The following is a 25,382-nucleotide window of genomic DNA, read 5'->3' as shown; positions in this document are numbered from 1 at the left end:
ATATCTACAAAGTGAATGGAAAACAAGATCTTCTTCATACTTATTCTTTCCTTTGCTTTAAACACGCGCAAAAACTGTGCAATAAATAAACAGCGCGATTGGCATTGGCCTTAAAAGCCGTATAATGCCAGCCATTCCAACCTAGCCTGACAACATGTTCAGGTGTGAAGAAGTGCATCGTTTGCCCCTGTAAAAGAACGAAAGCGTTGCCGCTGCTATTGAATTAATCGCAGTGCGTATGGAAAAGTAACATATAGGGTCAAGCGCCAAAACTCCAAGAATGAGGGAAAGTATGAAGCAGTTTGAAGTTAACTTTGATGGTCTTGTAGGACCTACCCATAACTATGCCGGTTTGTCGTTTGGCAATGTCGCTTCCCTGAACAACGCAAACGCAAAGAGCAGTCCAAAACAAGCTGCAAAGCAAGGCTTAGCCAAAGCAAAGGCGTTGGCCGATATGGGAATGGTTCAAGGTGTGTTGGCCCCACAAGAGCGTCCTGACATCGCCGCACTGCGCCGTTTAGGCTTTACAGGCTCTGATGCTCGCGTGCTAGAAAGCGCTGCAAAGCAATCTCGCGAGATTTTCCTTGCTTGTTGTTCTGCCAGTAGCATGTGGACTGCAAATGCCGCCACTGTGTCTCCTAGTGCCGATACTGCCGATGGTCGCGTTCACTTTACCCCTGCAAACTTAACCAACAAGTTCCATCGTTCACTAGAGCCTCAGGTTACAGGCAATATCCTGCGTGGTACATTTGCCAATGAAAAGCACTTTGCTCATCACCAGCACCTGCCAGATAACGAGCATTTTGGTGACGAAGGTGCAGCCAACCACACGCGACTTTGCAGCAACTACGGTCAGGCAGGCGTAGAGTTGTTTGTTTATGGTCGTCATGCATTTGATACCAGCAAACCAGCACCGAAAAAATATCCGGCTCGCCAAACGCTAGAAGCATGCCAAGCAGTAGCTCGCTTACACGGTCTAGACGACGATGGCGTAGTTTACATGCAGCAAAACCCAGACGTCATCGACCAGGGCGTATTTCACAACGATGTGATCGCTGTTGGTAACCAAAATGTGTTGTTTTTCCACGAGCAAGCGTTTTATCAAAAAGACGCAGGATTTAAAGAGCTTCAAGCTAAATTCGGTAGCGAACCGCTTCACTTTATCGAAGTGCCGACCGCTGAAGTCTCTGTACAAGACGCAGTAAAAACCTACTTGTTCAATACGCAAATTATAACGCTTCCAAGTGGTGATATGACCATCATCGCGCCAACTGAGTGTGAGGAAAATGAAGCCGTTAAGCGCTATTTAGACAAGCTGGTAACTCTGGGTACGCCCATTAAGTCGGTTAATTATTTTGATGTAAAACAAAGCATGCGTAATGGCGGTGGTCCGGCATGTTTGCGTTTGCGCGTTGCGATGAATGACCAAGAACTTGCCGCAGTTAATCAAAATACGTTAATCAACGATACACAGTTCGCTCGCCTAAACGCTTGGGTCGACAAGCACTATCGCGATGAATTAGGTGAAGATGACTTGCGCGATCCGCAGCTTCTCATTGAATCTCGTACTGCGCTTGATGAGCTTACACAAATCCTTAAAATTGGTTCGGTTTACCCATTCCAACAGGCATAAGTTAAAGCTGATTAAAATTAAGCGAAAAAGAAAGCCGGCTATAAGCCGGCTTTTTTTATTTGTTAAGTATGAACTCTTTATGGTGTGACCAGCGTACACTGATCAGTTACGCCGAATGGATTAGCCGGCGGTGACGCCCCTTCATCCGTCACATCGTCAGCAGAAATACTCAGCGTGTAACGCATTTTCGCACTTGCTTCACTGCCTGTAGACTGCCCAAACACTGAAATGACAGCGTCATACCAGATTGCATAGCTGCGAGGATAACGGTATTCCAATTCCGCGTAGCCATTCTCATCTGTCACCGCTGCACCGTTGGCAAACGCGATGGTCCCAATTAATCCAGGAGTTAACATACCGTCTTCATTGGTATCTTCATCTCTTGGCGTTGTATCCAAAATACCGTTGTCGTTAACGTCTTCGGTTTCACAGTTTTGATTTACTATTGCAACCCATTGAGAAGCATCATCGTCGAATACCCAAAAGCCGGTTCTATACTCACCGCCATTTACGTATTTTACCGGCGCAACTGACGCAGTCAGGTTGACGCCACTAACGGGCTGACCTGCAGAATCTGATACAAACACACCAAAGCGCTTTAGGTAAGAAGTCGATGTGGCTTCTTCAAGCTCATTACCCGTTCCTAGCGAGATATCAAAAGCACGTGCGCCCACTGTTAACACAACCTCGTCGTCAATGGCTGGGTCGTCAGCAACAAACGCAGTAACCACTACCGCGTCTTGAGTCGATACCGAGCCTGAAGTAAAGACGGTGGTCGCTATCCCCTTGCTGTCGGTGGTTGCCTGAGAAGGTGATACAAATCCGGTCGATACGTCAGATACAGAGAAGTTAACTACACTGTTTTTCACTAAGTTTCCATCAACGTCGCGAACAACCGCACTGATGGTACTGGTTTGACCGTCAGGGCCAATGATATCAGGTGATGCATCGGCAATCAGTGTGTGAGGTGTGGTAGCAATAAACTCAATCTGAGTGAGTGCTGAAACCAACACATTCCCACTTCCGTCACTCGCTGATGCAGTGATTGAAGAGATACCAGCATTATTCGCACTGATATCAATACTCGCTTGCCCTTCTGCATCGGTCACTACAGTTGCGTTGCCCGCAATAACACCACGTGACGCGCTAAAGGTAACATTCTGACCTACCACAGGCGTGTTGTCTTGACGCCACTGGACCGTAATAGTTTGAGTCTGCCCTAGCGGCACTTCCTCTGTAGGCAAGTTGACAAAGTTAAATTCGTCTTGCTGAACTTGCACCGTAAAGCTTGTCTCAGCGTTAAGTGCTGCCGCAGTGATAGTATCTTCGCCAGACGTTGATGCAGTGTAAGACACTGTCGCTTGTCCGTTTGCACCCGTATTAACAGTCGTGCTGCTAAGCGTTCCGTTAACCGCACTTAGCACTATGTCTTGGTTGAGAATTGATGTTCCGTCAGAGTCCTGAACACGAATTGTATAATCTACGCTGTCGTTCAAAATAACAGACGATGCACCGTTGATGGTGACTTCTGTACCAGCAATGGTAATTTCAACTGTTTGCGTAAGGCTGCCTGCACCTGCTGTAATGGTGACGGTGCGGTTTGACGCATCGTTTTGAGACGTTAATATTGCGCGCGCTGTACCATCTGCGGCGGTTTCTGGTTGAGTTAATTGAAGTTCAACCCCATCGCCTGATGCGGCAGAGAAACTTACTTCTACCCCTTCCATCAGCACACTTTGTTCATTTTTGACCAGTGCTATCAACTCAACTTCATCACTACCGCTTGAGGCGAGCTGAATGCTGTTAGCATAAAGCTCCAGTGACGCGGGCTCTTCACTTACCGTTGTACTACCCGTAGAGCTGAATGTAGTTGAATCCGCTTCACCCGTTGACAAAGTAGCCGTTACTTCACCATCCCCTGATGCGCTTCCCACCGACATACCGATCGACGCTACGCCTTCAGCATTAGTCAGTGCAGTGGCAGTATCGTTAGAAAACGTCGCTAAATCATCATTGCTCAATGAGAAAGTTAGGAGCAAATCGGCTTGAGGCTCACCCTCAGAATTGGTCACGGTTGCCAGTGCAACCAATGCGTTGCTAGAAGATAAGCTGTTGTCTGCTTCCCCAGCTGCATTTTGTAGGGCTAGCGATACACTTATTGTGGTTGGGTCGGTGCTTGTCACCGCTGTGGCTGAAAACGTAGTAGTTCCCGTTTCGCCGCTACCGAGCGCAGCGGTAATTTCGCCATCTCCAGAAGCCGTGCTGGCATTAAGACGTAATCGGGCTACACCATTTGAATTTGTACGCGCCGTTCCCGTGTCGTTGCCAAACTCGGCTAGTTGTTCGTTGCTTAGCGTAAAGGTTAGTAACGCGTCTGCATGCGGATTGCCATCTTGATCTGACACGGTCGCAACAACAAACAGACTATTGTCTTCAGAAAGGCTGTTGTCGCTTGCTCCACTTTCATTTTCCAGTGTTAAAGCGATTGAATAGGTTGGTGATGTGGTACCGCCGTCTCCGCTTCCGTTGTCCGTGTTATCTCGAGAGACTGATGAACCGCCCCCACCACATGCTGTTAGCATAAATAATGCGCTAATTAGGCTTAGCGTTTTCGCTAATGTCGACATAATTCGTTCCTGAACCTCTTTTATTGACAATTGCGTCGTTTTTTATGTTTAAAAATCAACTGAATCTGGCACACTACGAAAGATTAAAAATATAAAAATGCACAGGGAACATTAATGTCTTCATCTGCACATAAATATAGTTTAACCGCCCGCATCTTTATCGGCATGGCTGCCGGTATCTTGACTGGTGTCTTTCTCCAATTATTGTTTGATGATAGCGGAGATTTTACTTTTTCGATATTCGGTTTAGAGTTCTCAACGTATAACATTCTTGTAGAAGGTATATTTTCCACTCTCGGCCAAATATTTATTGCCAGCTTAAAAATGCTTGTGGTTCCTCTTGTGTTTGTTTCCTTAATTTGCGGAACCAGCACACTGTCTGACCCTAGTAAATTGGGAAGACTTGGCGCAAAGTCAGTCGGACTCTATGTTGTCACAACCGCCATTGCCATAACACTAGCCATGAGTATAGCTTTAGTGGTGTCTCCGGGTGATGGGCTAAATCTAACAACAGAAACTACCTTCCAAGCGAAAGAGGCCCCTAGCCTGTCTGACGTTATCGTTAACATGTTCCCAAGCAACCCAATTAACTCAATGGCACAGGGCAACATGCTACAGATCATTGTGTTTGCCGTACTGTTTGGTATAGCTATGGCGATGACAGGTGATGCGGGCAAGCGTCTTACCGCTATCTTTGAAGATATTAATACGGTAATCATGCGTCTTGTAACCATCATCATGAACTTAGCGCCATACGGCGTGTACGTGTTGATGGCGAAACTCTTCTCCACTATTGGTGGCGAAACAATTCTGAGCCTGGCGAAATATTTCTTCTTAGTATTTGGCGTGTTAATCCTTCACGGCCTGGTAACCTACTCAGTGCTGCTAAAAGCTTTATCGGGATTAAACCCTGTTATCTTGATGAAGAAAATGCGTGACGCTGCGCTATTCGCATTTAGTACCTCAAGCAGTAGCGCTACCTTGCCCGTCACAATGGAAACGGCGAAAAACAAGCTTGGCGTAGGTAACTCGGTATCGTCGTTCACCCTGCCGCTAGGCGCAACAATTAACATGGACGGCACGGCCATAATGCAAGGTGTTGCCACGGTCTTTATTGCCCAGGTTTACGCTGTCGATTTAAGCCTTGGCGACTATATGATGGTAGTACTTACCGCCACCCTTGCTTCTATCGGAACCGCTGGTGTGCCAGGTGTGGGCCTTATCATGCTAGCTATGGTATTGCAGCAAGTGAACCTACCGGTTGAAGGGATCGCACTTATTATCGGTGTAGACAGACTGCTGGATATGACACGCACTGCGGTAAACATTACAGGCGACTGTATGGTGTCGTGCATTGTAGCTAAAAGCGAAGGAGCATTGGACGAAAGCATTTATAACGATCCTAAAGCCGGTTTGAAGCAGGAAGATGTGGACTTCGAACATTTTGAAAAAAATAAATAACGACTACAAAAGCTTCTTTAGCTCGATTTACATATGAGTTTACAGAAGCAGTCGCATACTAAAAAAGGCCAGCATCAATTGCTGGCCTTTTTAGTTAGTTGCGTGCTCCGTTATACCAATCCGCATAGATAATTGCCCACTCAGAAGGCGCTGGCAAGCTTCCTAGCAAAGCGTGGGAATGCAGGAATGGCTGTTCCCTTTCAAATTCCCAGAATGAAGCTAGGAAGCTTGCCAGACCTTCCCGAAGGGCGAGTTTAAAATGTCCGTACTCTTTGTTGTGTCACCTTGATGTAGAACCACTATACCTGCGGTAACACGCCGCGATTACGAACATTTTAACTCTCGCTGAGTGGGTAATGATCTATGCTGACTGGTATTACTTACCCTATTGAGCTTAAAGTTAGTGAAGCGCTGATGAAGGTGATACTTTGGCTGCCTTTTGCGCCGGGTAAATAGTAGCGCCCACACTCAAGAACATAGCAACAACCACGGTTACAACAACGTCTTGCCAATGTAGATCAGATGGTAGGAAATCGATGAAATATATATCGCCTGATAGAATTTCTATGCCTATCGCCACCTCAATAAAGCGAACAATCTCAGAGAGGTTAGGTGCTACCAGTAGCGCTAAAACCACACCTACAGTAATGCCTATAACGCCATTGATAACGCCCTGCAACACAAAGGTATTGCGAATTAAACGATCCGTCGCTCCCATGGTTTTTAATATTGCGATGGCAGCCTGTTTGTCTCTAACTGCCATAACCAGTGATGACACAATGTTAAAACAAGCAACGGCAATGACTAGCGTCAAGGCGATATACACCACAGCTCTAACTAGCTGAATATCGTTATATAAATGGCCCTGGGTAAGTGTCCAGTCAGACATGTAAACACCCTGAGGGTAGCTGTAACCTATATCTCGCATCGTGTCGTAAGCTGAAAATGGGTCGATAAGTGTAAACTGAATTCCTTGTGACTTAGATGAAATACCAATAGCTTCAGACGCTGTTTCCAAGTGCATTAAACCCAGTTGGTTATCGAGTTCGCCGCCAACAGATAGCACTCCAGAAATAGAAAGCGTAATTGAACGTGGGGCTTTGAAGGTTAGATCCTGTGTTGTTTGGGGAATGAGTATTTGAACAATGTCACCAATATTGAGGTCCATGGAAGCGAAAATACCCTTTCCTACAATGAGACCATTTTTCTGCGTCGAAAAACGTTGCCAATCCTCACTTGTGACTCTTTCAGCATATTTGTCTCTAACACTGTTAACCGGAATACCAGTAACGCTAATTGCCTTCAACTCCCCCTTTGACTGCAACATTCCGGTTATCCCTGTGTATGGCGTGACAGAGGCAATACGGCTATCTTGAGACAAACGATAGAGCTGCGCGTCTAAATTTTCTATCCCGCTTTCGCTCTTGCTATATAATTCACCATGAGGAACCACACTCAAAATACGACTTGTAAGCTCTTTTTCAAACCCGTTCATTACGCTCAGCAACACAATTAGTACAAAGCAACCAAGGGCAATCCCAATGGTGGATGACATAGAAATAAAAGAGATGAAACGCTGTTCTGAACGTTTTTTTCTGAAGCGTTGGGCCAATTCAAAGGCGAGCATCTTGGTTCTCCTTGAATAACGTATCGCTCGCTAATCTGCCGTCCTTTATCTTCAGTACCCTGTCCATTTTCCCCGCCAAGGTAATATCATGGGTAACGACAACAAACGCTGTCCCTTTTTTATCACTTAAGCTAGTAAGCAGTTTATAAATTTGCTCACCCGTCGAGTCATCAAGATTTCCTGTAGGTTCGTCGGCCAGTACCACTGATGGCTCGGTAACTAAAGCTCGTGCTATTGCCACACGCTGTCGTTCACCGCCTGACATGGTTGATGGTAAATGGTCGACGCGGTGAGAAAGCCCAACTTCATCTAACATTTCACGAGCCTTGCCGTGGGCCAATTTGGTCGAGAGCCCTCTAATTCTTAGCGGCATTGCTACATTTTCTAACGCTGTGAATTCACCGAGTAAATGATGAAATTGATAGATAAAGCCCATTTCGTCATTGCGAAGCTTTGCTAATGCATTTCCAGATAATTGACCGAGTGATTTTCCATTGAATTCGACTTCACCGCTAGAAGGTTTATCTAACCCTCCAAGAATATGTAAAAGGGTGCTTTTACCTGAGCCGGAGCTACCTAAAATAGCAACATGTTCGCCAGCTTTTATTGAAAGAGAGACATCGTGTAAAACGGGGGTAGCATTACTGCCATCTTGATAGGTTTTATTAATATTGCGGCAAATTAGCACGTCCTGCATGCGAGTATTCTTCTTTAATTTCCAGACGGTGAATGGTAGCGTTAAACACTACCAACACCAACTGAAAAATAACAGCGCTAAAACGTAAATATCAATCTGTATTATTGCGTGCCTTGAACGCTTTTGGCCAGTGCATCCGCAGACTGTGGCTTGCCAAATAACCACCCTTGACCAAAGCCTATGGTTAATCCTTTCAGTTCATTGCATTGATCAATGTTTTCAACCCCTTCTGCAATCAAATCAACATTAAGTCCTTCGGCAATACTCACAATGTGAGGGATGAGTGATGAACAAATGCTGTTATCTTCCATATCCATAACAAAGCTGCGGTCAATTTTAAGGTAATCACAGTTTAGCGTTTTAAGCTGGCTTAAATTTGAATAACCCACTCCAAAGTCGTCAATTGCAAATAAGAAGCCTTTACTCTTCAGTGACTTAATATGCTTCACCGCACTATGAGTGGCGATTTGCTCATCTTCAGTGATCTCTAAAACTAACTTGAAGTTCTTTACGTTCATATCTAGTACAAAGTCTAGGTCCAAACAACCTTCGCGGGTAAAATCGAAGGGGAATAGATTAAACGATACCTTAAAGCCTTCGGGGATCTCTGGATTTTCGTTGAGCTCTCTCATGGCGGTGGTAATCATATCAACCGTAAATTCCCAGGTCATATCCTGCTCTTTTACCTGAGGAATAAATTCGTCAGGGTAAATCGGCCCAAATTCATCCTCAAATCGACTCAATACTTCGCACCCAATGACCTTTCCCGATTCCAAGTTTACAAAAGGTTGGTACAAGCAATAGAACTTATGTTCTTTTAGCCCTTTACTGACGCGAGACTCAAGTGAACGTCGTCGTCTTAAATAGTTAAAGGTAAGCATATGCGTCAACGCTGCTGTCATTAGCATAGCAAACACAAACAACACCAGCTTGCCCATGTGCAAATCTAATACGCGACCGTGATCAGATTTCACTTTTAGGCAGGTATGATTGTAGCGTTCATCACACTGGATAAATTGTAAGGAAAAATAGCCAGTGCGTGCGTCCATGTCATCTTGGCTGAGGGTAGAACCGACAAGGCTAGGATTACCTGCCATATGATAAAACTGATCGCCATTGTAGAACAGCTGCCAATCTTGAGTGTAGCTGTAACCAATTACACTATCCATATCCAATACTGCGTTGTAACGTCCGCGCTGTACTATAGTACCGGTAGCTTGTTTATCGAAAAGCTGAAGAGGAGTATTTATCCAAAAAGCGTCGCCAAGCTGAGTATAAAAATCAGGCTTAACCTCTTTCATGGGCTCTTCTAGAATGCCCAAATAAGTACTGCACAATAGCTCGTTATTTTGATAAAAACCTATCTCTTTTACAAATCGAGAGCGAAACAAGGTTTTTCGCATTTCCGCTAAGTTATCCATTTCACAGGTTTGATACGGAAGCGCATTTAGGTAATCGAGCGTGATCTCAGCATCTCTAAATACTACGCGCACATTATCTAGTATTTCTGTAGCGCGACTCTCTTCTTGTTCTCGAATAAACACAAACATAACGATAGCAAGTAATAGGGTCACACCCACTACGCTTAGCAATGACACCCCAATTGCTTTTAAATTATCAGCAAGAAAGTACTGTTTTTGGTCGCTTTTATTCATAATTTCCGTGTTTTTTTAGCGTGAACGACCTAACTTTAGTACAAATTAAAAAAAAGACACTACGACTTTAGGGCATGTTACTGTTTGTTGGGTGTTTTTTTACTTTATAGAAGACTATTAATCGAAGAGGAATAATGTTTCTAGTGTCACATTGTGCAATTGGGAAATGGAGCAATTTCTTGAATGGCTAACTGACAAGAGGGTAAGAATAAATAAAGTGCGATTGCGAGAACAGCAATTTTAACGACAGAGTAAAAAGAGAACTTTTTGAATGTCCCCAGAAGGGGGAATTATCTAAGAAGAAAAGCTTATCATTAATGGCGGAGCGGACGGGACTCGAACCCGCGACCCCCGGCGTGACAGGCCGGTATTCTAACCAACTGAACTACCGCTCCGCATAATGGGAAGCGCGCTTTATTCGATTAATGGCGGAGCGGACGGGACTCGAACCCGCGACCCCCGGCGTGACAGGCCGGTATTCTAACCAACTGAACTACCGCTCCACATAATCGAGATTGCGCTGTATAACTAAATGGCGGAGCGGACGGGACTCGAACCCGCGACCCCCGGCGTGACAGGCCGGTATTCTAACCAACTGAACTACCGCTCCGAAGACCTTTTAGTTATACCATTGAAAGAGTGGCGGAGCGGACGGGACTCGAACCCGCGACCCCCGGCGTGACAGGCCGGTATTCTAACCAACTGAACTACCGCTCCACATCTTCAATGTTATCAGTGAGTTGACTTGGCTGTTGTTGCCCTGTCCCCTGACTGCGGCGCAGATAATACGTATTCCCCTATGTGGAGTCAACGCTTTTTATTAATAAAATTGTCATCTGCGGTTTGTTTGCCTGTTAAATAGGCATTATGTCGAAATAAAATTCAAACTGAACAAATTAGCGACGCCTTAAACTGAAGCGCTGGTCTCCCTGCTATTCCTTTTCAGCTTTTTCACGCTTTTTGAATAGCCCTAACAGTTTTTTAAACCCCTTAGGTTCAGATTCCATAGTAAGGTCAGCATCGGTGGTTTCTCCCGATGGCTTTGCAGTACTATTTGCTTGCTTAGGCGCAGACGCCTTTTTTCGCATAATAATAATTACAGCAGCAGCGATTACTCCGATGAGCACTATAGACCCATTTACGGCCACCAGAATGAGGGTTAGCGTGCCATCAACGATAGGATCTTTTCCATTGATTAAAGGGTCTTCAACCTCAGGCTCGGCTGGTCCCTCTGCCACAAAACTATATTCAGGGACATCTAATATAAAATCGCGCCCATCCATTGTCGTGCCGTAAGCAGTGAGTTTTACCCTAAAAATTCCTTCTTCGTAGGCGACAATTAAGTGCTCTCGAGGATCCACACCGCCTTCTGTTAGCGAAAAATTCTGCATATCGGAATTAGGAAACTTCACTTTGCCATCGACTAGCAGTGACTCGATGTCGACTAATTCACGGTCTACATCAATGATAATTTTATGATAGCCCTCTCCGCCTCCATCCATTTCAACATCAATAGACACGGGATTTTCATGTAAGACGATAAGTTCGCCTATTTGCTCGCGGGTGTACATTGGTGTGCTTACGCGAAAAATAGGCTTCCATTCACCAGCCGGTATTTTCAAGTTGAACTGGCCAGTAAAAACGCCATCTCCTGGTCGCTCATCCATCCCTCGCCCATCGTCTTTAAATGTCGCTATGCGCTGGTCATTTGTACCAAAGTTGCCGTAGTTAGGGTTATTGGTACTCTTAAACTCAATTTCTAAGTCAACGACATCTCTGAACTGTTTGTTTTCTATAGGCTTGCCGTTGTTGGTTAAATAGGCTGTGGATTTAAGTATTTCGCCTGCAAACAGCACATTCGGTAACGGCTCAGCATGAAGTTCAACATTAGACAAAACCATTACACGGCTTTGCGGTAATACTTGACCTACAGCTTGCCAAGGCCCAGGCACAGGATCTTTGATGGTGATCATGTCAAAGGTATCAGCGTCGTACCACTGCACCTTTTCTTCGTCGACGCGCCCTTGAAATAGCTTTGAACCATCGGGTCTAACCAGCACTACAGGGGCAGAACCGTACTCCCTAAAGAAAACCATGGTGATTTCTTTAACGTTATAGTCAACGCGAAAGCGGTTTTGTAACAGTTGAATGGAGTTGGTGTATTCATCACCAAGTTCTGTAAGAGGAGATGTATCTATTGTTGCGTTGCTTGATTGAGCGTTTTGTACAGCGCTATCAGCAAGCTGCCTTGCAGCGTCGCGCTCGTCTTCTTGCGACTGAGCGCCAGCGCTTAAGTGTATAAACAATGATAAAAAAATTACCCAATAAAACCACACTCTCACGCTACGCTGCTCCTGCATTGTTTGGCTATTTTAGTTCTGTTTGATTATGTTCTGCTAAGACACCTCTTCAGGTTGAGGGCGCCATAAGCATTTGCCTCCTGCCTTTTCAACAATATCCAGGCGAGCCTCATGCTGTGTTATCTCATCGGCGGTAGCTTTAATAACCTTTAATTTATTTGCACTTCGCTGAATCCTGCGAATTGCCGTGGAGTCTGCGTCGCTGCCCGAACTAGATGCCAATTTTAGCTTAGTTTGCCCACCGGTCATCAACAGGTAAACATCTGCCAGGATTTCCGCATCCAGCAAAGCGCCGTGCAGGGTACGATGACTATTGTCTATACCATAACGCTTACACAATGCATCGAGGTTGTTCTTTTGGCCTGGGTGCATTTGGCGAGCAAGAGTAAGTGTATCTAGAACATCGCAAATTTGGTTAGTAATAACGCCTTTGGTAGACGCTTCCATGCCAAACTCGTGATCCATAAACCCAACGTCGAAGGGCGCGTTGTGAATGACTAACTGTGCCCCTTTGATAAAGCTCACAAACTCCTGAGCCACTTGAGAAAAGGTAGGCTTGTCGGCAAGAAATTCATTGGTTATACCGTGGACTTCAATTGCCTCTTGTTCAATGTGACGGCCCGGATTGATGTAAACGTGAAAGTGATTCCCCGTCAATCGGCGGTTAACAACTTCAACACACCCTATTTCGATAATGCGGTGGCCTTCTTTGGGGTCAATACCTGTGGTTTCAGTATCGAGAACAATTTGGCGCATGGAACCTCTACTATAATTACACTTTCATTTTTTGATAGTATATCAACCCCTTCGCAATCCGCTAAGGGAAAAGACAATATAAATTAAGCCAGTTAAATCAAAGGAAACGCTGTGGCTCAAAAGACCATTCATATATACACCGACGGCTCGTGCTTAGGCAACCCTGGACCGGGCGGGTACGGAGCTGTACTGATTTACAAGCAGCATAGAAAAGAGTTGAGCGACGGCTTTGCCCACACAACTAATAACCGTATGGAACTATTAGCCCCTATCGAAGCGCTTAATAGTTTAAACGAACCGTGCAACGTTGAATTAACTACCGACAGCCAGTACGTAAAAAACGGTATTAATCAGTGGATCCATAACTGGCGCAAGAACGGTTGGCGCACGGCAGATAAAAAACCCGTCAAGAACGCAGATTTGTGGAAGCGACTAGATGAAGCGGTAAAAAAGCATCAGGTAAACTGGCATTGGGTAAAAGGCCATTCGGGGCACCCTGAAAATGAGCGCTGTGACGACCTGGCCCGCAATGCGGCAGAAGCCAATCCAACGAAACCCGACGAAGGCTTCGTTGGCAATTAGATAAGCTTACTGCAAAGCTCATTTACCAAGAAAGAACCAACTTGCCCTGCGTATCGTTGTTTTCCAAACGCACGTGGGGTTCGCCGATATCTTCAATGCTATAGTGAGTATCGATATTTACCCTAAGCTCTTTATTCTCAAAAGCGGGCAAGCATACGGTAGTAAAGTCACGAATTAGATCAGCTTTATAATCGTCGCTTCGATTTCTAAGTGTCGTGCCAATAATGGACGCCCTTTTACCTAACAGCATAGCCATATCGAGGTTATCAGCATATCTCCCTGCCAGCATCGCTAAGTAAACCACTTTTCCATCTTGCTTCAGTATTTTAAGGTTACGGTTGAGGTAGTCGCCACCTACCATATCAAGCACCATATCAACCCCTTCAGGCCAGACTTTTTTAAGCACATCATCAAACTGTTGCTGCTTATAATTGATAAGATGCTCTGCGCCATTGCTTTCACACAACGAAAGCTTATCTTGACTTGAAGCCGTTACCGCACTGTGTACGCCCCAATATCGACAAAGTTGCGTGGCAGCCAGCCCTACACCGCTTGCACCGCCATGAATTAACGCCCGTTCAGCCGGCTTTACATGCGCGATTGTGCGCAAACACTGAAATGCCGTAAGAAACACTTCGGCCAAACCCGCGGCTTCAAAAAACGGCATGCCTTTGGGAATGGGCATTAAATGGGCTGGATTAACGATCACTTCAGTGGCATAGCCGCCACCTGCAACCAAACCAAATACTTCGTCACCTTCTTTAAATGCAGTAACGTCACTGGCAACCTCTGACACCACGCCAGCTACCTCTAATCCAAGAATATCGCTCTCGCCTGGTGGAGGTGGGTAATTCCCCTGGCGTTGCAAGGTATCCGCACGATTCACCCCAAACGCTTTTACGTCAACTTTTACTTTCCCTGGTGCTAGCGACAGCCCTTCACATTCCTTTACAACAAGTTCGCTTGGGCCGCATCCTTTTTCAAAATCGACATATCGCATAATTTACATCCAATCCTAGTCTTAAATTTTAATCGTAATTTGGCTACGTACTTTTATATCAAACAGTTTGGGTTTGTTTTGTGTTTATACCAGTCCGGATAGAGCATTTTAACTCTCGCTGAGTGGGTAATTATCTATGCAGATTGGTATTATTAACACAGAACTTACGAAATTGCGTATAATCGCGACCATTCTCATAAGCGAGTAAAATCGCTTAACTCTGTTTCACATTTATTAAATTAGTACGAGAGCCTTCATGTCAGCACAGGTCATATTACAGCCATCCAGAGACAAATCACTTCGCCGCAAACACCCTTGGGTATTCGAAAGCGCTGTGGCTGAACTAAAGGGCCGCGCGCGAGTTGGCGATACGGTAGACGTATTTGACTCTGAAGGCGACTGGTTAGGGCGAGGCGCTTACTCTCCAAATTCAAAAATTCGCGTTCGTATGTGGACATTTAAAAAAGACGAAAGCATTGATAACGGATTTTTCCTACGACGTTTAGAAACTGCACTAGCCCTTCGCAAACGCTTGTTTGACCCAAACAAAACCAACGCGTTTCGCTGGATAGCGTCTGAAAGTGATGGCCTTCCAGGGATCACTATAGACCTATACGACAACGTTGCAGTACTTCAGCTTTTGAGCGCGGGCGGCGAAAAACACAGAGATAAGATAGTGTGGGCAATTACTAAGCTAATGCCTAATGTACACATATACGAGCGAAGCGACGTGGATGTGCGCAAGAAAGAAGGCTTAGAGCCTGTAACTGGTGTACTGCATGGTGAACCACCTATGCAAGTTACAGTAAAAGAAAACGGCATCAACATAGTGGTTGATATCGAGAACGGCCATAAAACCGGTTTTTACCTTGATCAGCGAGACAGTCGCGCGGCGGCTGCACACTACGCGAAAGATGCCGACGTACTCAACTGTTTTAGCTACACAGGTACGTTTTCTTGCTACGCACTTGCTGGCGGTGCTAAATCAGTGACCAACGTTGATGTATCTCAGCCTGCTCTTGATTTGGCTAAGCACCATGTAGCCATCAATGGTTTAGACGAAAACAAAGCCAATTACGTAAACCAAGACGTGTTTAAGGCACTCAGGGAGTATCACGAGCAGGGCAAACAGTTTGATATGGTGATACTCGACCCGCCAAAGTTTGTCGACAGCAAGGCAACATTAAACCGTGCTGCCCGCGGCTATAAAGATATCAATATGTACGGCATACATGCTGTTAAATCTGGTGGACTGCTGCTTACATTTAGTTGCTCTGGCCTTATGCCGGCAGATTTATTCCAGAAAGTTGTGGCAGATGCTGCACTTGATGCAGGTCGTACTATCAAAATTATCGCAAGGCTTAATCAAGCCTCAGATCATCCTATCATTGGCAGCTATCCAGAAGGCTATTACTTGAAAGGTCTAGTGTGTGAAGTCACCGACGACTAGCGATTAAAAAAGCGCCCTTGTTGATGTATAGGGCGCTTAACGAAATCAATTGAGCTAACATTACGTTGTGCGAAAAGCTTACGAAGGTAAATCCATCCCCCTAAGATGCAAAGGTTATCTCATTGTTAGAAAAGCGACTTGATAACTGTTGTGAACTGTCATCTGATTGTTCCTTTACAACACCCTCTTTTTCTTCAACTTTCTTCCACACCATCTCGTGAAAATAAAACGCCACGGTATTAATGGCTGGCTCAACCAACGCTACAGCACCGCCTACTACCACACTTCCTGTCAGTAAGTAGGCAACCGTAAAGGCCACTGAAAAGTGCATCACTGCAAAGGTCATCGTCTTTTTCATAGTCATCGCTCTCTCAAAATATTAAATCAGTTTGCTTTCGCATTAATGAGAATTATTAGCAATTAAGACTGAGAGTTAAAATAGAAAAAACTGAACGGCCTATTCGGTTTAGTATATGAAAGCTGAAAGACTGTTTTCAAACCACAACGGGCTGGTCAACATAGGAGTGTAAAGAAAGAAGCAACACCGCGAGGATGTCATTGCTGTAGACCCTGACGCTTTGTGCTTTTTAGTTAGACACGAAAAGGCGAAGCTTTTACCCCGCCCTAACACATTAGATTAGACTATTTCATCTGAGAAATTTCGACGCCTATAATACAGCTTGACTCGGATTCAGGTTCACAGCGCACAACAGTCGCTAATGCTGCCAAAGATGGGATTTGCGAACTAGATGACTCTATTGCAACACTCACTTGTGTACCCACCTCAATTGAGGGTTCATCGACTTCCAAAGACATACCTGTAGCACTGATATCTCTACACATTGCCTGCATGGTGCGGCTCGACTCATCATCAGTAATTTGCAACTGACAAGGCGAATTTACCATCATCCTGAAAAAATTTCGCTTATCGTCGTATCCCAACATGTCTACTTCTCCTGATTTTTAGCGTTACGCTGACGACTACATCTGATGTTATAGGGCGATGCCGGTAACTTGTCAATCGAACTGTATAATATTTATTCAACAATTATTAAAAGTGTACTTTGGTCTAATTTCGACTACCTTCCCACTTAAATCAACGACTCAGCCGTTTCTGCCCGCTGTTTTGTTTGCGATAACAAATATGTGCCCTCATGCCCTAGCCTAGCTCATTGATGCTACCTTACACCTAACGCCCTTTTTTAAAAGTCAGCAAGGTGCAAAGTAATACGCTTAGCCGAAATCGGGTAAGCCGTCCCAAGCTGCTGCGCAAACAACGAAACCCGTAATTCTTCTATCATCCAGCGCACATCATTAAGAGCTTGAGGTACTTTACCTTTGGGGTATTTGCTGCACGCCTTTTCCCATTCTTTAATCGACTTTTCTACCGTGACCTGATGCATTCTGTCTTTGTTGGGATCAATGGGGAGCTTCTCTAGCCGACGAGCTAAACCTTTAATGTAACGATTCCAATCATCTAATCTGCTCTCGCCAATTTCAGAAACAAAACCAGGAAAAACTAACGATGCCAAGTGGGCTTTACAGTCACCTAGGGCGTTTATCATCGTCAGCGGTACATTACCTTTCATTTGCTTTTGGCACTGGTGCGCAAGGGTAAGCCCCTGCTCCACTTGCGTGGCAATTTCTAACACCCTGTCATTAATGTTTGCACGAGCAATCTCTAAACAGGCTTCAAAATCGGCCTTGCTGCGAATGCCGGTGTTATTGGTTTTGCAGTAATCACTGACGATGGCGTCGATACCCGCAAAAATACAATCATCAATTAGCGCTTTCACTTGTCCAAATGGATTGAAATACAAACCCAGTTTGGCTTTATTGGGTAATTTGCTTTGCAAATAATTAAGGGGCGACGGCATCGCGTTTTTAATCAAGACATTCACGCCTTGCTTATGCAGCACTTGGGCTTTATCCGCTTCTTCAATTAGCGCAATATCTACCTTATCGCCCTTTTGTACCAGAGCCGGGAACGCCTGAACTTCAAACCCGCCAACTTTCTGCACAAAGGTTTCTGGCAAGCTTTCGAAATCCCATTGTTCTATGTTATTTCGCTCTAACTCCGGAGTTGCGGCTTTCTCAAAGGTTTGCTTCACCTGCCCTGCACACTGCTGTTTAAGCGCGTGCAGGTCGTCACCTTTGGCAATATCATCACCGTAGTCATTAACTACCGCGAAGTGCATTTTTAAATGCTTATCAAGCTGTTCTAAATTCCACTCTTCGCTTTCAATAATAACGCCTGTCATTTTGCGTAACTTATCGGTTACAGCTTCAAGCAAAGGCACCGGACGGTTGTTCTTATCTGTTTCACAGATATCAGCAAGGCATGCTTCAGCAAAGTTTGGCGCAGGCACAAAGTTACGACGCAAGCGTTTTGGCAAGGTTTTAATTAACCCCACAATAAGGTCGTGCCTTAGTCCCGGCACCAGCCAATCAAAACCTACGTTATCAACTTGATTAAGCACAGGCAGCGGGATGACAACAGTTACGCCATCGTCTTCAGCGTTAGGTTCGAAGTTATAGCGAAGCGGCAGCGTAATATTGCCTTGGCGCCATACATCAGGAAATGCGTTTGCTACCGATTGCCCAGGCTGCTGACGATATACGTCTTCTTCTTTAAACGTTAAACTGTCGTTGCTTCCGTGTTGCTTAAACCACTTCTTAAACGCCGCATCATTATTGGCTTCAACCGGAATGCGCTTGGCGTAAAAGCTTACCAGTTCTTCATCATCGACTATCAAATCGCGACGACGGGTCTTTTGTTCAAACTCGTCAGCCTGCTCAAGCAGCGCCTGATTTTCCTGTAAGAAGCTGTAATTGAGCTTAGTATTGCCCTCGACTAACGCTTCGCGGATAAATAGCTCGTGGCAAATTGGCGGGTCGATAAGGCTATAAACCTTCGCACGCTTCATCACTATTGGTAGCCCGAACAAGGTTACTTTTTCAAAGGCAATCACCGCACCGCGCTTTTTAGACCAGTGTGGCTCTGAATAGCTTCTTTGCACAACATGCTCGGCCAAAGGCTCTACCCATGCTGGGTCAATTTTTGCCACCATACGAGCAAATAGCTTAGAGGTTTCTACAAGCTCAGCTGCCATTACCCATTTTGGCTGAGACTTTGATAGCCCTGAACCCGGGAAAATAAGAAAGCGCGAATTACGCGAGCCCATATACTCGCGCTCTTTATCTTTAAAGCCCATGTGAGACAGCAAGCCGCTGGCGATGGCTTGGTGAATAGCCTGATAGTCGGCTTCTTGCTTTGAGATGCCAAAGCCCAGCTCAGCAATAGATTTTTTGAGCTGGCTAACAATGTCCTGCCACTCACGCATACGTAAATAGTTGATGAAATTTTGCTTACACCATTTGCGCAATTGGTTTTGGCTGAGTGCGTTTTGTTGCTCTCTAAACGCCACCCACAAGTTGTAAAGACTGATAAAGTCAGAATCTTTATCGTGGTATTCGCTGTGCTTCTCGTCTGCTTGTTGGCGTTTTTCCTGTGGGCGCTCGCGCGGGTCTTGAATTGAAAGTCCCGCTGCAATCACCATGACTTCGCTTAGCGCATTAGTGCGTTCGGCTTCAATCACCATGCGTGCATAGCGAGGGTCGATAGGCAAACGTGCTACTTGACGACCTAACGGAGTAAGCTGCATCTTGCCGCTTTGCTTGGTTTTCCGGTTATCTTTGCCTTTCGCAATAGCTTGAATTTCTTCAAGTAAACGGAAACCGTCGTTGATATTGCGGTTATCAGGCGGCTGAACAAATGGAAACGCAGCGATGTCGCCTAACCCTAAAGCAAGCATTTGCAAAATAACCGACGCTAAGTTGGTTCGTAGGATCTCTGGGTCGGTAAATTCTGGGCGGCCTAAATAGTCATCTTCACTATAAAGACGAATACAAATACCGTCAGACACACGGCCGCATCGCCCCGCACGCTGATTCGCTGACGCTTGAGAGATGGGCTCAATAGGTAAACGCTGTACTTTACTTCTAGCGCTGTAGCGTGAAATACGGGCAAAGCCCGGGTCAATGACGTATTTAATGCCAGGCACCGTAAGCGAGGTCTCTGCCACGTTGGTGGCAAGTACAATGCGTCTGCCGCTGTGAGACTGAAATATGCGGTTTTGCTCTGCCGCCGACAACCTCGCATACAGCGGAACAATTTCAGTGTTGCGATAATGCTGTTTGCTCAAAGCATCTTGGGTGTCGCGTATCTCGCGCTCCCCGCTTAAGAACACTAAGATATCGCCCGGTGCTTCACGCATTAGCTCGTCGACAGCATTTACGATGGCGTCGCTTTGATCAATATCGTCATCACTGTCTTCTGGCGCGTGGTAGCGAATTTCTACCGGATAGGTACGTCCGCTCACTTCGATAATAGGCGCATTATTAAAATGCTTAGAGAATCGCTCTGGGTCGATAGTAGCTGATGTTATGATGAGTTTTAAATCAGGGCGCTTATCTAAAAGCTGACGCAAATAGCCTAACAAAAAGTCGATATTAAGGCTTCGCTCGTGGGCTTCATCGATGATGATAGTATCGTATTGATTTAAAAAGCGGTCTTGCTGCATTTCAGCTAGCAGCATACCGTCGGTCATAAGCTTAACGTAGCTTCGCTCGCTTACCTGATCGCTAAAGCGAATTTTAAAACCCACCTTGTCGCCAAGCGGCGTGTTGAGCTCTTCGGCTATACGGGTGGCTACACTTCGCGCCGCTAATCGTCTTGGCTGGGTGTGGGCTATCATGCCATTTACACCGCGACCTAACTCTAAGCATATCTTAGGTAGCTGCGTAGTTTTACCCGACCCAGTCTCACCCGCAACGATAACCACTTGGTTATTCGCAATCGCTTCTTTAATGTCTTCTTTTTTATCGCTAACCGGCAGCGGTGGGTATTCAACTTTGGGTAGGTTGTTCTTACGCCATTTGCGTTTTTCTATTGATGCATCGATGTCGCCTTCAAGTTTTTCAAACTGCGCTTTTAAGCTTTCTTCGCTAACCGCGCTGTTACGTTTTGAAACTTTGGGATTAACAGCTTTTTTCTCCGCGCCTTTTCCTTCAACACCAGATTTATCATTCACTTTTTGTGCAAGCTGTGTAATGCGGCGCTTCAAGCGAAATTTATCTGCGCTCAGACAATCATCTAGTTTGTTGTAAAGAGGTTTTATAGCAAATGGTGAAGACAAAGTGACATCCTAAAGCGTGTTTCTAATCATCAATAAAATTTGGGCGGTGATCCTAGAAGATACCGCCCTAAAAAGCCAGTGTGTTAAGCGTTACGAGAATTTAAGCGCTTTGGGTTAATTCATCGTCTTGCGGCGTTTTAAAACGGGGAAAACCGAACCAAATGGCCGCCACACCAAACACGAAAATCAGCATGGGATACCAGCAGTACGGTGTAATAGCTAACGGTGAAATACCTACTACGGCCGCGGCACTTAAAAGCTGCGCACCGTAAGGGACTAAACCTTGGAAACTGCACGAAAAGATATCCAAAAGTGATGCGGTACGACGAGGGTCAACACCGTATTTTTCATTTAAGTCTTTAGCAATTGGACCTGCGGTAACAATCGCAATAGTGTTGTTCGCCGTTGTAATGTCCAAAAAGCTAACCAAACCAGCAATACTGAACTCAGCGCCTTTCTTTGACGTGACCTTACGAGTTAAGCGCTCGATTAACCAGGTTATACCGCCGTTAGCGTGCATAAGTGCCACAATGCCGCCTATGGTTATGGCGATCATCGCTAAGTCTTGCATCCAGCCCATCCCTTTTTGGATGCTCTGCATCATTGAAAGTGGCGTAAAGCTTCCTTGTAGCAAGCCTACTACGCAGGCACTGGCAATACCCACTGCAAGTACGCTAATGACGTTAAACCCTGTTAGCGCAAAAGCAATAATGCACAAGTAAGGCACTATGCGCCAAAAATCGTAGCTGCCGCCTTCAACGATGCCAGAAGTATCAACATCTACCATAAGCAGCAACGCCATGGTGACAATGCACGCCGGCACAGCAACCATTAAGTTTGCCTTGAACTTGTCTTTTAGCTGCACGCCTTGCGTACGGGTTGCCGCAATGGTGGTGTCTGAGACAAACGAGAGGTTATCACCAAACATTGCGCCCCCCACTACAATACCCAGCGCCATTTCCACCGGCAGCCCTAAACTTGTGGCAAGACCTGCACCTATGGGCGAGAGCGCGGTAATGGTGCCCATGGACGTGCCCATTGAAAATGATATGAAACAGCAAATCAAAAACAGACCTGGCAATATAAGTGCAGAAGGCACAAATTGAAGTGCCATATTCACCGTGGCATCCCGAGCGCCAATATCTATAGTCACCGCATAAAACGCACCGGCTAACAGGAAAATAAGCACCAAAAGAATAATGTTTTTATCGCCACCGCCTTTGCAAAAGGTTTGTACTTTTTCAGAGAAGCTGACCTTTTTCCCTTTCGGGTTTAAACATAGCCCATAGCCAGCGCTGATAAAAAACGCAACCAAAATAGGCATCGCAGTGATGTCGTTTGTAGTAATGCCGGTTACCACAACAAGGATCACAAAAAGCAAAATAGGCGTTAAACCTAGCGGGTTGGGTGCGATAGAATTTGGTGCAATGTCTTTATTTTCGTGCACAGAAAACTCTCTTTTTGGGTTTTATTGCCTGCTAGCAACAGTTTAAAGGCTACGCGGAAAAGCCACCTGCCGGTTGCGAATGCGTAAGAAAAAGCTTCAACGAAACCATATTTTGACGGTCTTGAACGGTGAAAAGCTAAAGCAGCAAAGGATAAAAGGTTTTTAAAGCATTGAAAAGAAATTTACTTTCCAATAATTAACTCATCTGTACTGTGCCAGACGCTACGATTAGATTTCGAGTTATTACAGGAGTGAAGCTACAACCATTTAGCCGTAGAACGCGACTGCCGCCTAGCTATTTTTCATAGCTGTGTTGCATAAATGTTTGGCATAAGTGTGTGGCATAGCTCTGTTACGTAGAAATATGGACAGGCGCTATCAGTCATTCACGTTAAATTCTAAGCTCGCTAGGGGTTTTACCTGTAAGCCGTTTTACCGTTCGTCGAAAGTTAGGTAAATCGTTAATGCCCATTGCATTGGCCGCCGTCTCGTTACTCACTTTGTGCACCGAAAGAAGTAAAAGTGCATGATTGCGCTGTACTTCCTCGCAGAGCGCGCGATAGCTAGTGCCGTACTCTTTTAGTTTCCGCTTTAGCGTAGCCACACTGACGTTTAAGGTTTCCGCTAATTCAGGTAATCCGATATTTGCTGCCTGTGTGTTGGAGGATGCACAAACATAACGCCTCACAAAATCAGGCAAAGACAAGCGGTTTTGCAATTCAATAGAAGCCCCTTCTTTTGTTTGCGTTGCGCTATTACTAACGACACCTTCCAGAGAAACATGTGATTCAGCAGAACAATCCGACTGAGCTGTTAGCTCCAAAGGTTGGCGTAATACGTCTTTCTCAATGCAAATACTGTTAAAAGCGCGATTAAACGATAACTTAAGCCCAAGGTGGGTTTCGTAATCAGCAATATTTCTTGGTCGACTCTCGGTAAAAGAGAAAGATAAACGAATTCGCTTATTCGCTATACTTTTCATAAGTGCAACAACGCTTGCGAATGCCACTTCAATAGAGAACTGAAGCTGTTTGCTGCTTACCCCTGTAAACTGAGGCACTAACATTATTTGGTCTGCGTTTTCAAAACGCTGAAACTGACAGAGCGGTAGGCTACACCACCGGTATGTTTGGCGTTGAGTCAGCTGTAAAAGTAGCTGCTCTACATTTTCACATGCTTTGAGCGCATCAAGTGGACTAGATAGCCACTGCGAGGCGAAAGCTCCCCCCAGCAAAAAACTAACGTCGCCGCCTCTCGCCTGGCTTTGAACATTCACTAACAGCGATGAATATTGATTTATGCTTAATAGTGATTGGTGTTGCAACGCATCTTCAAAAATTCCTGTACCGCGCAAGAGCTTATTTTTATTCGCGCCACGAGAGAGCGCCACATTAAGAGCTGCCCTCACTAACCAATACCCAACTATTACTTTATCTTGGCTAGACATCACTACATGAGCACTACCAGCACTATCGATGACACCCATGTCCAGCTCATTAGCGTCATCTTTTACAGTGACACCCATGTTAAGCATATCAGCATCGCTTTTTACAGAGACACCCATGCCAAGCGCTTTAGCATCATCTTTTAGAGAGACACCCACCCCAGAAAGACGAGTTGAATGACGGTACTCAGCACCCGCAATTGCTGCTTCGTCCTCAGAGTCTCGTAGTGCGTTTAGTCTTGGTAACATTAAATCCATAAGTTACTCGTTGCAGGCATCTTCATTCATCTTCACCGGTTACCCCTACCAATTACTATCGCCAAATACACTGACCAAACCGGCCTAATTACGCTGCGCTACCATGGGCACGCTCAAGTTCTAAGAGCATGGTGTTAAGCACTGTCGCAAGGCGTTGGTTAGGTAACAAAGTCACTTGAGTACTGCGAGCGGTGGTGTAAATAGCGTTTGCATTTTGGCTGTGTCTAAACGCAAGGTGCTGAATGCTCACTTTGATACCGTTGAGGATAACGTCAGCCTGCATGGGCGAGACGTCAGGTATCAGAATAGCAAACCTATCGCCGGCATAGCGGCACGCTAAATCTTGCTGACGCAAATTCATAATCACCAATTGCGCAATATCGTGCAGATACCTATCGCCTTCTGTATACCCATGTTTTTGGTTGAACAAAGAGAAGTTATTGATATCGATAATGGCGATGACAGCTGACTTGCCAGACTGCTGTAATTTATTAATTTGTGTTTTCCAATACTCTGCGCGGTAAAGCTGAGTGATGGGGTCGATAGCATCGTGATCGCGAAAGTCCCATTCTCTGCGTCGTAATTGCAAGTTTAACGCGCGCTGCTCTAGGTGCCACTGATACAGTGCCGCGGTCATTACTACCATACCCACAGCCGCAGGATAAGACTCAATCATGCTAAGCCAATAAGCCTCTTCAGGATAATGAAAAAACTCATCCAAAAAATCTAAACTAACTGAAAATAGAAAGAAGCCGAGCCCTACCGTGAGAAGGCTCGTTACTTTACCTGGGGGACGGCTGGCAAGCGCAGCTAGCATCCACGCCAAAGTTAAAAAAGCAATGCTTCCCTCTCCCACAATATCGAGGCCTGATATCACGGTGCTTTCTTTTGCATTGCCAAACATAAAAGCTAAACAAACCGCTAACGCCACTACGCAAAATGTAAATGCTAGCCAAAGCTTGTGATGCCTAAATTGTGTTGAATTTGTAAAGGTAAACATAGTGCTCTCTTTGGGAATCTCTTGAATTGGATACATCACGCGTTAGTCCGGCCAGCGCCAGCGTTTATAACAAAACGAGAGTCTTGCCCAAATCTGATGAAACTGTCGAGGGTCAGTTTGGCTCAGCAATGTGACATCTTGATGGCAGCGAACTTTAGGAGCATAAAAAAAGACACACAAACCAAAC

Annotated in this window: 17 protein-coding genes and 4 tRNA genes; 4 read left to right on the top strand and 17 right to left on the bottom strand. The window is 45.4% G+C overall.

Translation table 11 applies throughout. The annotated features are described in order from the left end of the window. Positions 1-292: 292 nt before the first annotated feature. Positions 293-1,633, top strand: a complete 1,341-nt coding sequence (astB, locus tag AWH61_RS05475; protein ID WP_014976304.1) for an N-succinylarginine dihydrolase — start codon at positions 293-295, stop codon at positions 1,631-1,633. A gap of 77 nt (positions 1,634-1,710) precedes the next feature. Here astB and AWH61_RS05470 read toward each other — a convergent pair whose 3' ends face one another. After that, the gene (locus AWH61_RS05470; RefSeq protein ID WP_075176409.1) at positions 1,711-4,260 is read right to left on the bottom strand and encodes a beta strand repeat-containing protein; all 2,550 of its coding nucleotides are present in this window, start codon (positions 4,258-4,260) and stop codon (positions 1,711-1,713) included. Positions 4,261-4,374: 114 nt separating this feature from the next. Between AWH61_RS05470 and AWH61_RS05465 the strand changes: the two genes are divergently transcribed. Continuing rightward, on the top strand, positions 4,375-5,721 hold the full coding sequence (locus AWH61_RS05465; RefSeq protein WP_075176408.1) for a dicarboxylate/amino acid:cation symporter: 1,347 nt from the start codon (positions 4,375-4,377) through the stop codon (positions 5,719-5,721). 400 nt (positions 5,722-6,121) lie between these two features. On the opposite strand, the gene AWH61_RS05460 is transcribed toward AWH61_RS05465, so the two are convergent. From AWH61_RS05460 to dnaQ, 9 genes are all read right to left on the bottom strand, one after another. After that, positions 6,122-7,348 (bottom strand): lipoprotein-releasing ABC transporter permease subunit, encoded by a 1,227-nt coding sequence (locus AWH61_RS05460; protein WP_075176407.1) that lies wholly within the window; start codon positions 7,346-7,348, stop codon positions 6,122-6,124. Continuing rightward, positions 7,335-8,045, bottom strand: a complete 711-nt coding sequence (lolD, locus tag AWH61_RS05455; RefSeq protein ID WP_039227046.1) for a lipoprotein-releasing ABC transporter ATP-binding protein LolD — start codon at positions 8,043-8,045, stop codon at positions 7,335-7,337. Before lolD ends, AWH61_RS05460 begins: the two co-directional genes overlap by 14 nt. A gap of 101 nt (positions 8,046-8,146) precedes the next feature. After that, entirely contained in the window at positions 8,147-9,700 is a 1,554-nt protein-coding gene (locus tag AWH61_RS05450) for an EAL domain-containing protein (protein ID WP_075176406.1), read from the bottom strand. Positions 9,701-10,018: 318 nt separating this feature from the next. Next, positions 10,019-10,095 (bottom strand) — tRNA-Asp (locus tag AWH61_RS05445). A 31-nt stretch (positions 10,096-10,126) separates the two neighbouring features. Next, a tRNA-Asp gene (locus AWH61_RS05440) sits at positions 10,127-10,203 on the bottom strand. Between the two features lie 30 nt (positions 10,204-10,233). Beyond that, positions 10,234-10,310 (bottom strand) — tRNA-Asp (locus AWH61_RS05435). A 30-nt stretch (positions 10,311-10,340) separates the two neighbouring features. After that, positions 10,341-10,417, bottom strand: a tRNA-Asp gene (locus AWH61_RS05430). A gap of 215 nt (positions 10,418-10,632) precedes the next feature. Then, positions 10,633-12,042, bottom strand: a complete 1,410-nt coding sequence (locus AWH61_RS05425) for a TIGR03503 family protein (protein WP_075176662.1) — start codon at positions 12,040-12,042, stop codon at positions 10,633-10,635. A gap of 54 nt (positions 12,043-12,096) precedes the next feature. Next, positions 12,097-12,816 carry a DNA polymerase III subunit epsilon gene (dnaQ, locus tag AWH61_RS05420; protein ID WP_075176405.1) on the bottom strand — a complete coding sequence of 240 codons (720 nt, stop codon included), beginning with the start codon at positions 12,814-12,816 and terminating at the stop codon, positions 12,097-12,099. A 111-nt stretch (positions 12,817-12,927) separates the two neighbouring features. Between dnaQ and rnhA the strand changes: the two genes are divergently transcribed. Continuing rightward, on the top strand, positions 12,928-13,398 hold the full coding sequence (gene rnhA, locus AWH61_RS05415; protein WP_014979088.1) for a ribonuclease HI: 471 nt from the start codon (positions 12,928-12,930) through the stop codon (positions 13,396-13,398). 22 nt (positions 13,399-13,420) lie between these two features. Here the strand turns inward: rnhA and AWH61_RS05410 are convergent, their stop codons facing one another. After that, the gene (locus tag AWH61_RS05410; RefSeq protein WP_075176404.1) at positions 13,421-14,398 is read right to left on the bottom strand and encodes an NAD(P)H-quinone oxidoreductase; all 978 of its coding nucleotides are present in this window, start codon (positions 14,396-14,398) and stop codon (positions 13,421-13,423) included. 256 nt (positions 14,399-14,654) lie between these two features. Here AWH61_RS05410 and AWH61_RS05405 point away from each other — a divergent pair, with 256 nt between their 5' ends. Then, positions 14,655-15,848: a class I SAM-dependent rRNA methyltransferase gene (locus AWH61_RS05405; protein WP_014949179.1), complete on the top strand. Its 1,194-nt coding sequence runs from the start codon at positions 14,655-14,657 to the stop codon at positions 15,846-15,848. Between the two features lie 100 nt (positions 15,849-15,948). Here the strand turns inward: AWH61_RS05405 and AWH61_RS05400 are convergent, their stop codons facing one another. The 6 genes from AWH61_RS05400 to AWH61_RS05375 all read right to left on the bottom strand — a co-directional run bounded on the left by AWH61_RS05400 (position 15,949) and on the right by AWH61_RS05375 (position 25,195). Then, positions 15,949-16,206 carry a DUF2061 domain-containing protein gene (locus AWH61_RS05400; protein ID WP_014976293.1) on the bottom strand — a complete coding sequence of 86 codons (258 nt, stop codon included), beginning with the start codon at positions 16,204-16,206 and terminating at the stop codon, positions 15,949-15,951. Positions 16,207-16,490: 284 nt separating this feature from the next. Continuing rightward, positions 16,491-16,793, bottom strand: a complete 303-nt coding sequence (locus AWH61_RS05395) for a PilZ domain-containing protein (protein ID WP_014949177.1) — start codon at positions 16,791-16,793, stop codon at positions 16,491-16,493. Between the two features lie 257 nt (positions 16,794-17,050). Next, the gene (gene hrpA / locus AWH61_RS05390) at positions 17,051-21,046 is read right to left on the bottom strand and encodes an ATP-dependent RNA helicase HrpA (RefSeq protein ID WP_075176403.1); all 3,996 of its coding nucleotides are present in this window, start codon (positions 21,044-21,046) and stop codon (positions 17,051-17,053) included. A gap of 100 nt (positions 21,047-21,146) precedes the next feature. Continuing rightward, the gene (locus AWH61_RS05385; RefSeq protein WP_014949175.1) at positions 21,147-22,493 is read right to left on the bottom strand and encodes a Na+/H+ antiporter NhaC family protein; all 1,347 of its coding nucleotides are present in this window, start codon (positions 22,491-22,493) and stop codon (positions 21,147-21,149) included. A gap of 391 nt (positions 22,494-22,884) precedes the next feature. After that, positions 22,885-24,195 carry an AraC family transcriptional regulator gene (locus tag AWH61_RS05380; protein ID WP_075176402.1) on the bottom strand — a complete coding sequence of 437 codons (1,311 nt, stop codon included), beginning with the start codon at positions 24,193-24,195 and terminating at the stop codon, positions 22,885-22,887. An 88-nt stretch (positions 24,196-24,283) separates the two neighbouring features. Next, on the bottom strand, positions 24,284-25,195 hold the full coding sequence (locus AWH61_RS05375; RefSeq protein WP_075176401.1) for a diguanylate cyclase domain-containing protein: 912 nt from the start codon (positions 25,193-25,195) through the stop codon (positions 24,284-24,286). Positions 25,196-25,382 lie beyond the last annotated feature (187 nt).

The sequence above is a fragment of the Alteromonas sp. W12 genome (assembly GCF_001924945.1).
Classification (GTDB): Bacteria; Pseudomonadota; Gammaproteobacteria; order Enterobacterales; family Alteromonadaceae; genus Alteromonas; species Alteromonas macleodii.
This window is presented reverse-complemented; position numbering and strand designations above follow the sequence as displayed.

What these genes read in the sequence shown, in the direction of transcription:
- AWH61_RS05465 (WP_075176408.1), top strand. Translation starts at nt 4,375, where the DNA reads ATGTCTTCATCTGCACATAAATATAGTTTAACCGCCCGCATCTTTATC.
- AWH61_RS05450 (WP_075176406.1), bottom strand. Translation starts at nt 9,700, where the DNA reads ATGAATAAAAGCGACCAAAAACAGTACTTTCTTGCTGATAATTTAAAA.
- AWH61_RS05375 (WP_075176401.1), bottom strand. Translation starts at nt 25,195, where the DNA reads ATGTTTACCTTTACAAATTCAACACAATTTAGGCATCACAAGCTTTGG.
- AWH61_RS05400 (WP_014976293.1), bottom strand. Translation starts at nt 16,206, where the DNA reads ATGAAAAAGACGATGACCTTTGCAGTGATGCACTTTTCAGTGGCCTTT.
- AWH61_RS05380 (WP_075176402.1), bottom strand. Translation starts at nt 24,195, where the DNA reads ATGGATTTAATGTTACCAAGACTAAACGCACTACGAGACTCTGAGGAC.
- AWH61_RS05395 (WP_014949177.1), bottom strand. Translation starts at nt 16,793, where the DNA reads ATGTTGGGATACGACGATAAGCGAAATTTTTTCAGGATGATGGTAAAT.
- AWH61_RS05410 (WP_075176404.1), bottom strand. Translation starts at nt 14,398, where the DNA reads ATGCGATATGTCGATTTTGAAAAAGGATGCGGCCCAAGCGAACTTGTT.
- AWH61_RS05470 (WP_075176409.1), bottom strand. Translation starts at nt 4,260, where the DNA reads ATGTCGACATTAGCGAAAACGCTAAGCCTAATTAGCGCATTATTTATG.
- AWH61_RS05460 (WP_075176407.1), bottom strand. Translation starts at nt 7,348, where the DNA reads ATGCTCGCCTTTGAATTGGCCCAACGCTTCAGAAAAAAACGTTCAGAA.
- lolD (WP_039227046.1), bottom strand. Translation starts at nt 8,045, where the DNA reads ATGCAGGACGTGCTAATTTGCCGCAATATTAATAAAACCTATCAAGAT.
- astB (WP_014976304.1), top strand. Translation starts at nt 293, where the DNA reads ATGAAGCAGTTTGAAGTTAACTTTGATGGTCTTGTAGGACCTACCCAT.
- AWH61_RS05405 (WP_014949179.1), top strand. Translation starts at nt 14,655, where the DNA reads ATGTCAGCACAGGTCATATTACAGCCATCCAGAGACAAATCACTTCGC.
- dnaQ (WP_075176405.1), bottom strand. Translation starts at nt 12,816, where the DNA reads ATGCGCCAAATTGTTCTCGATACTGAAACCACAGGTATTGACCCCAAA.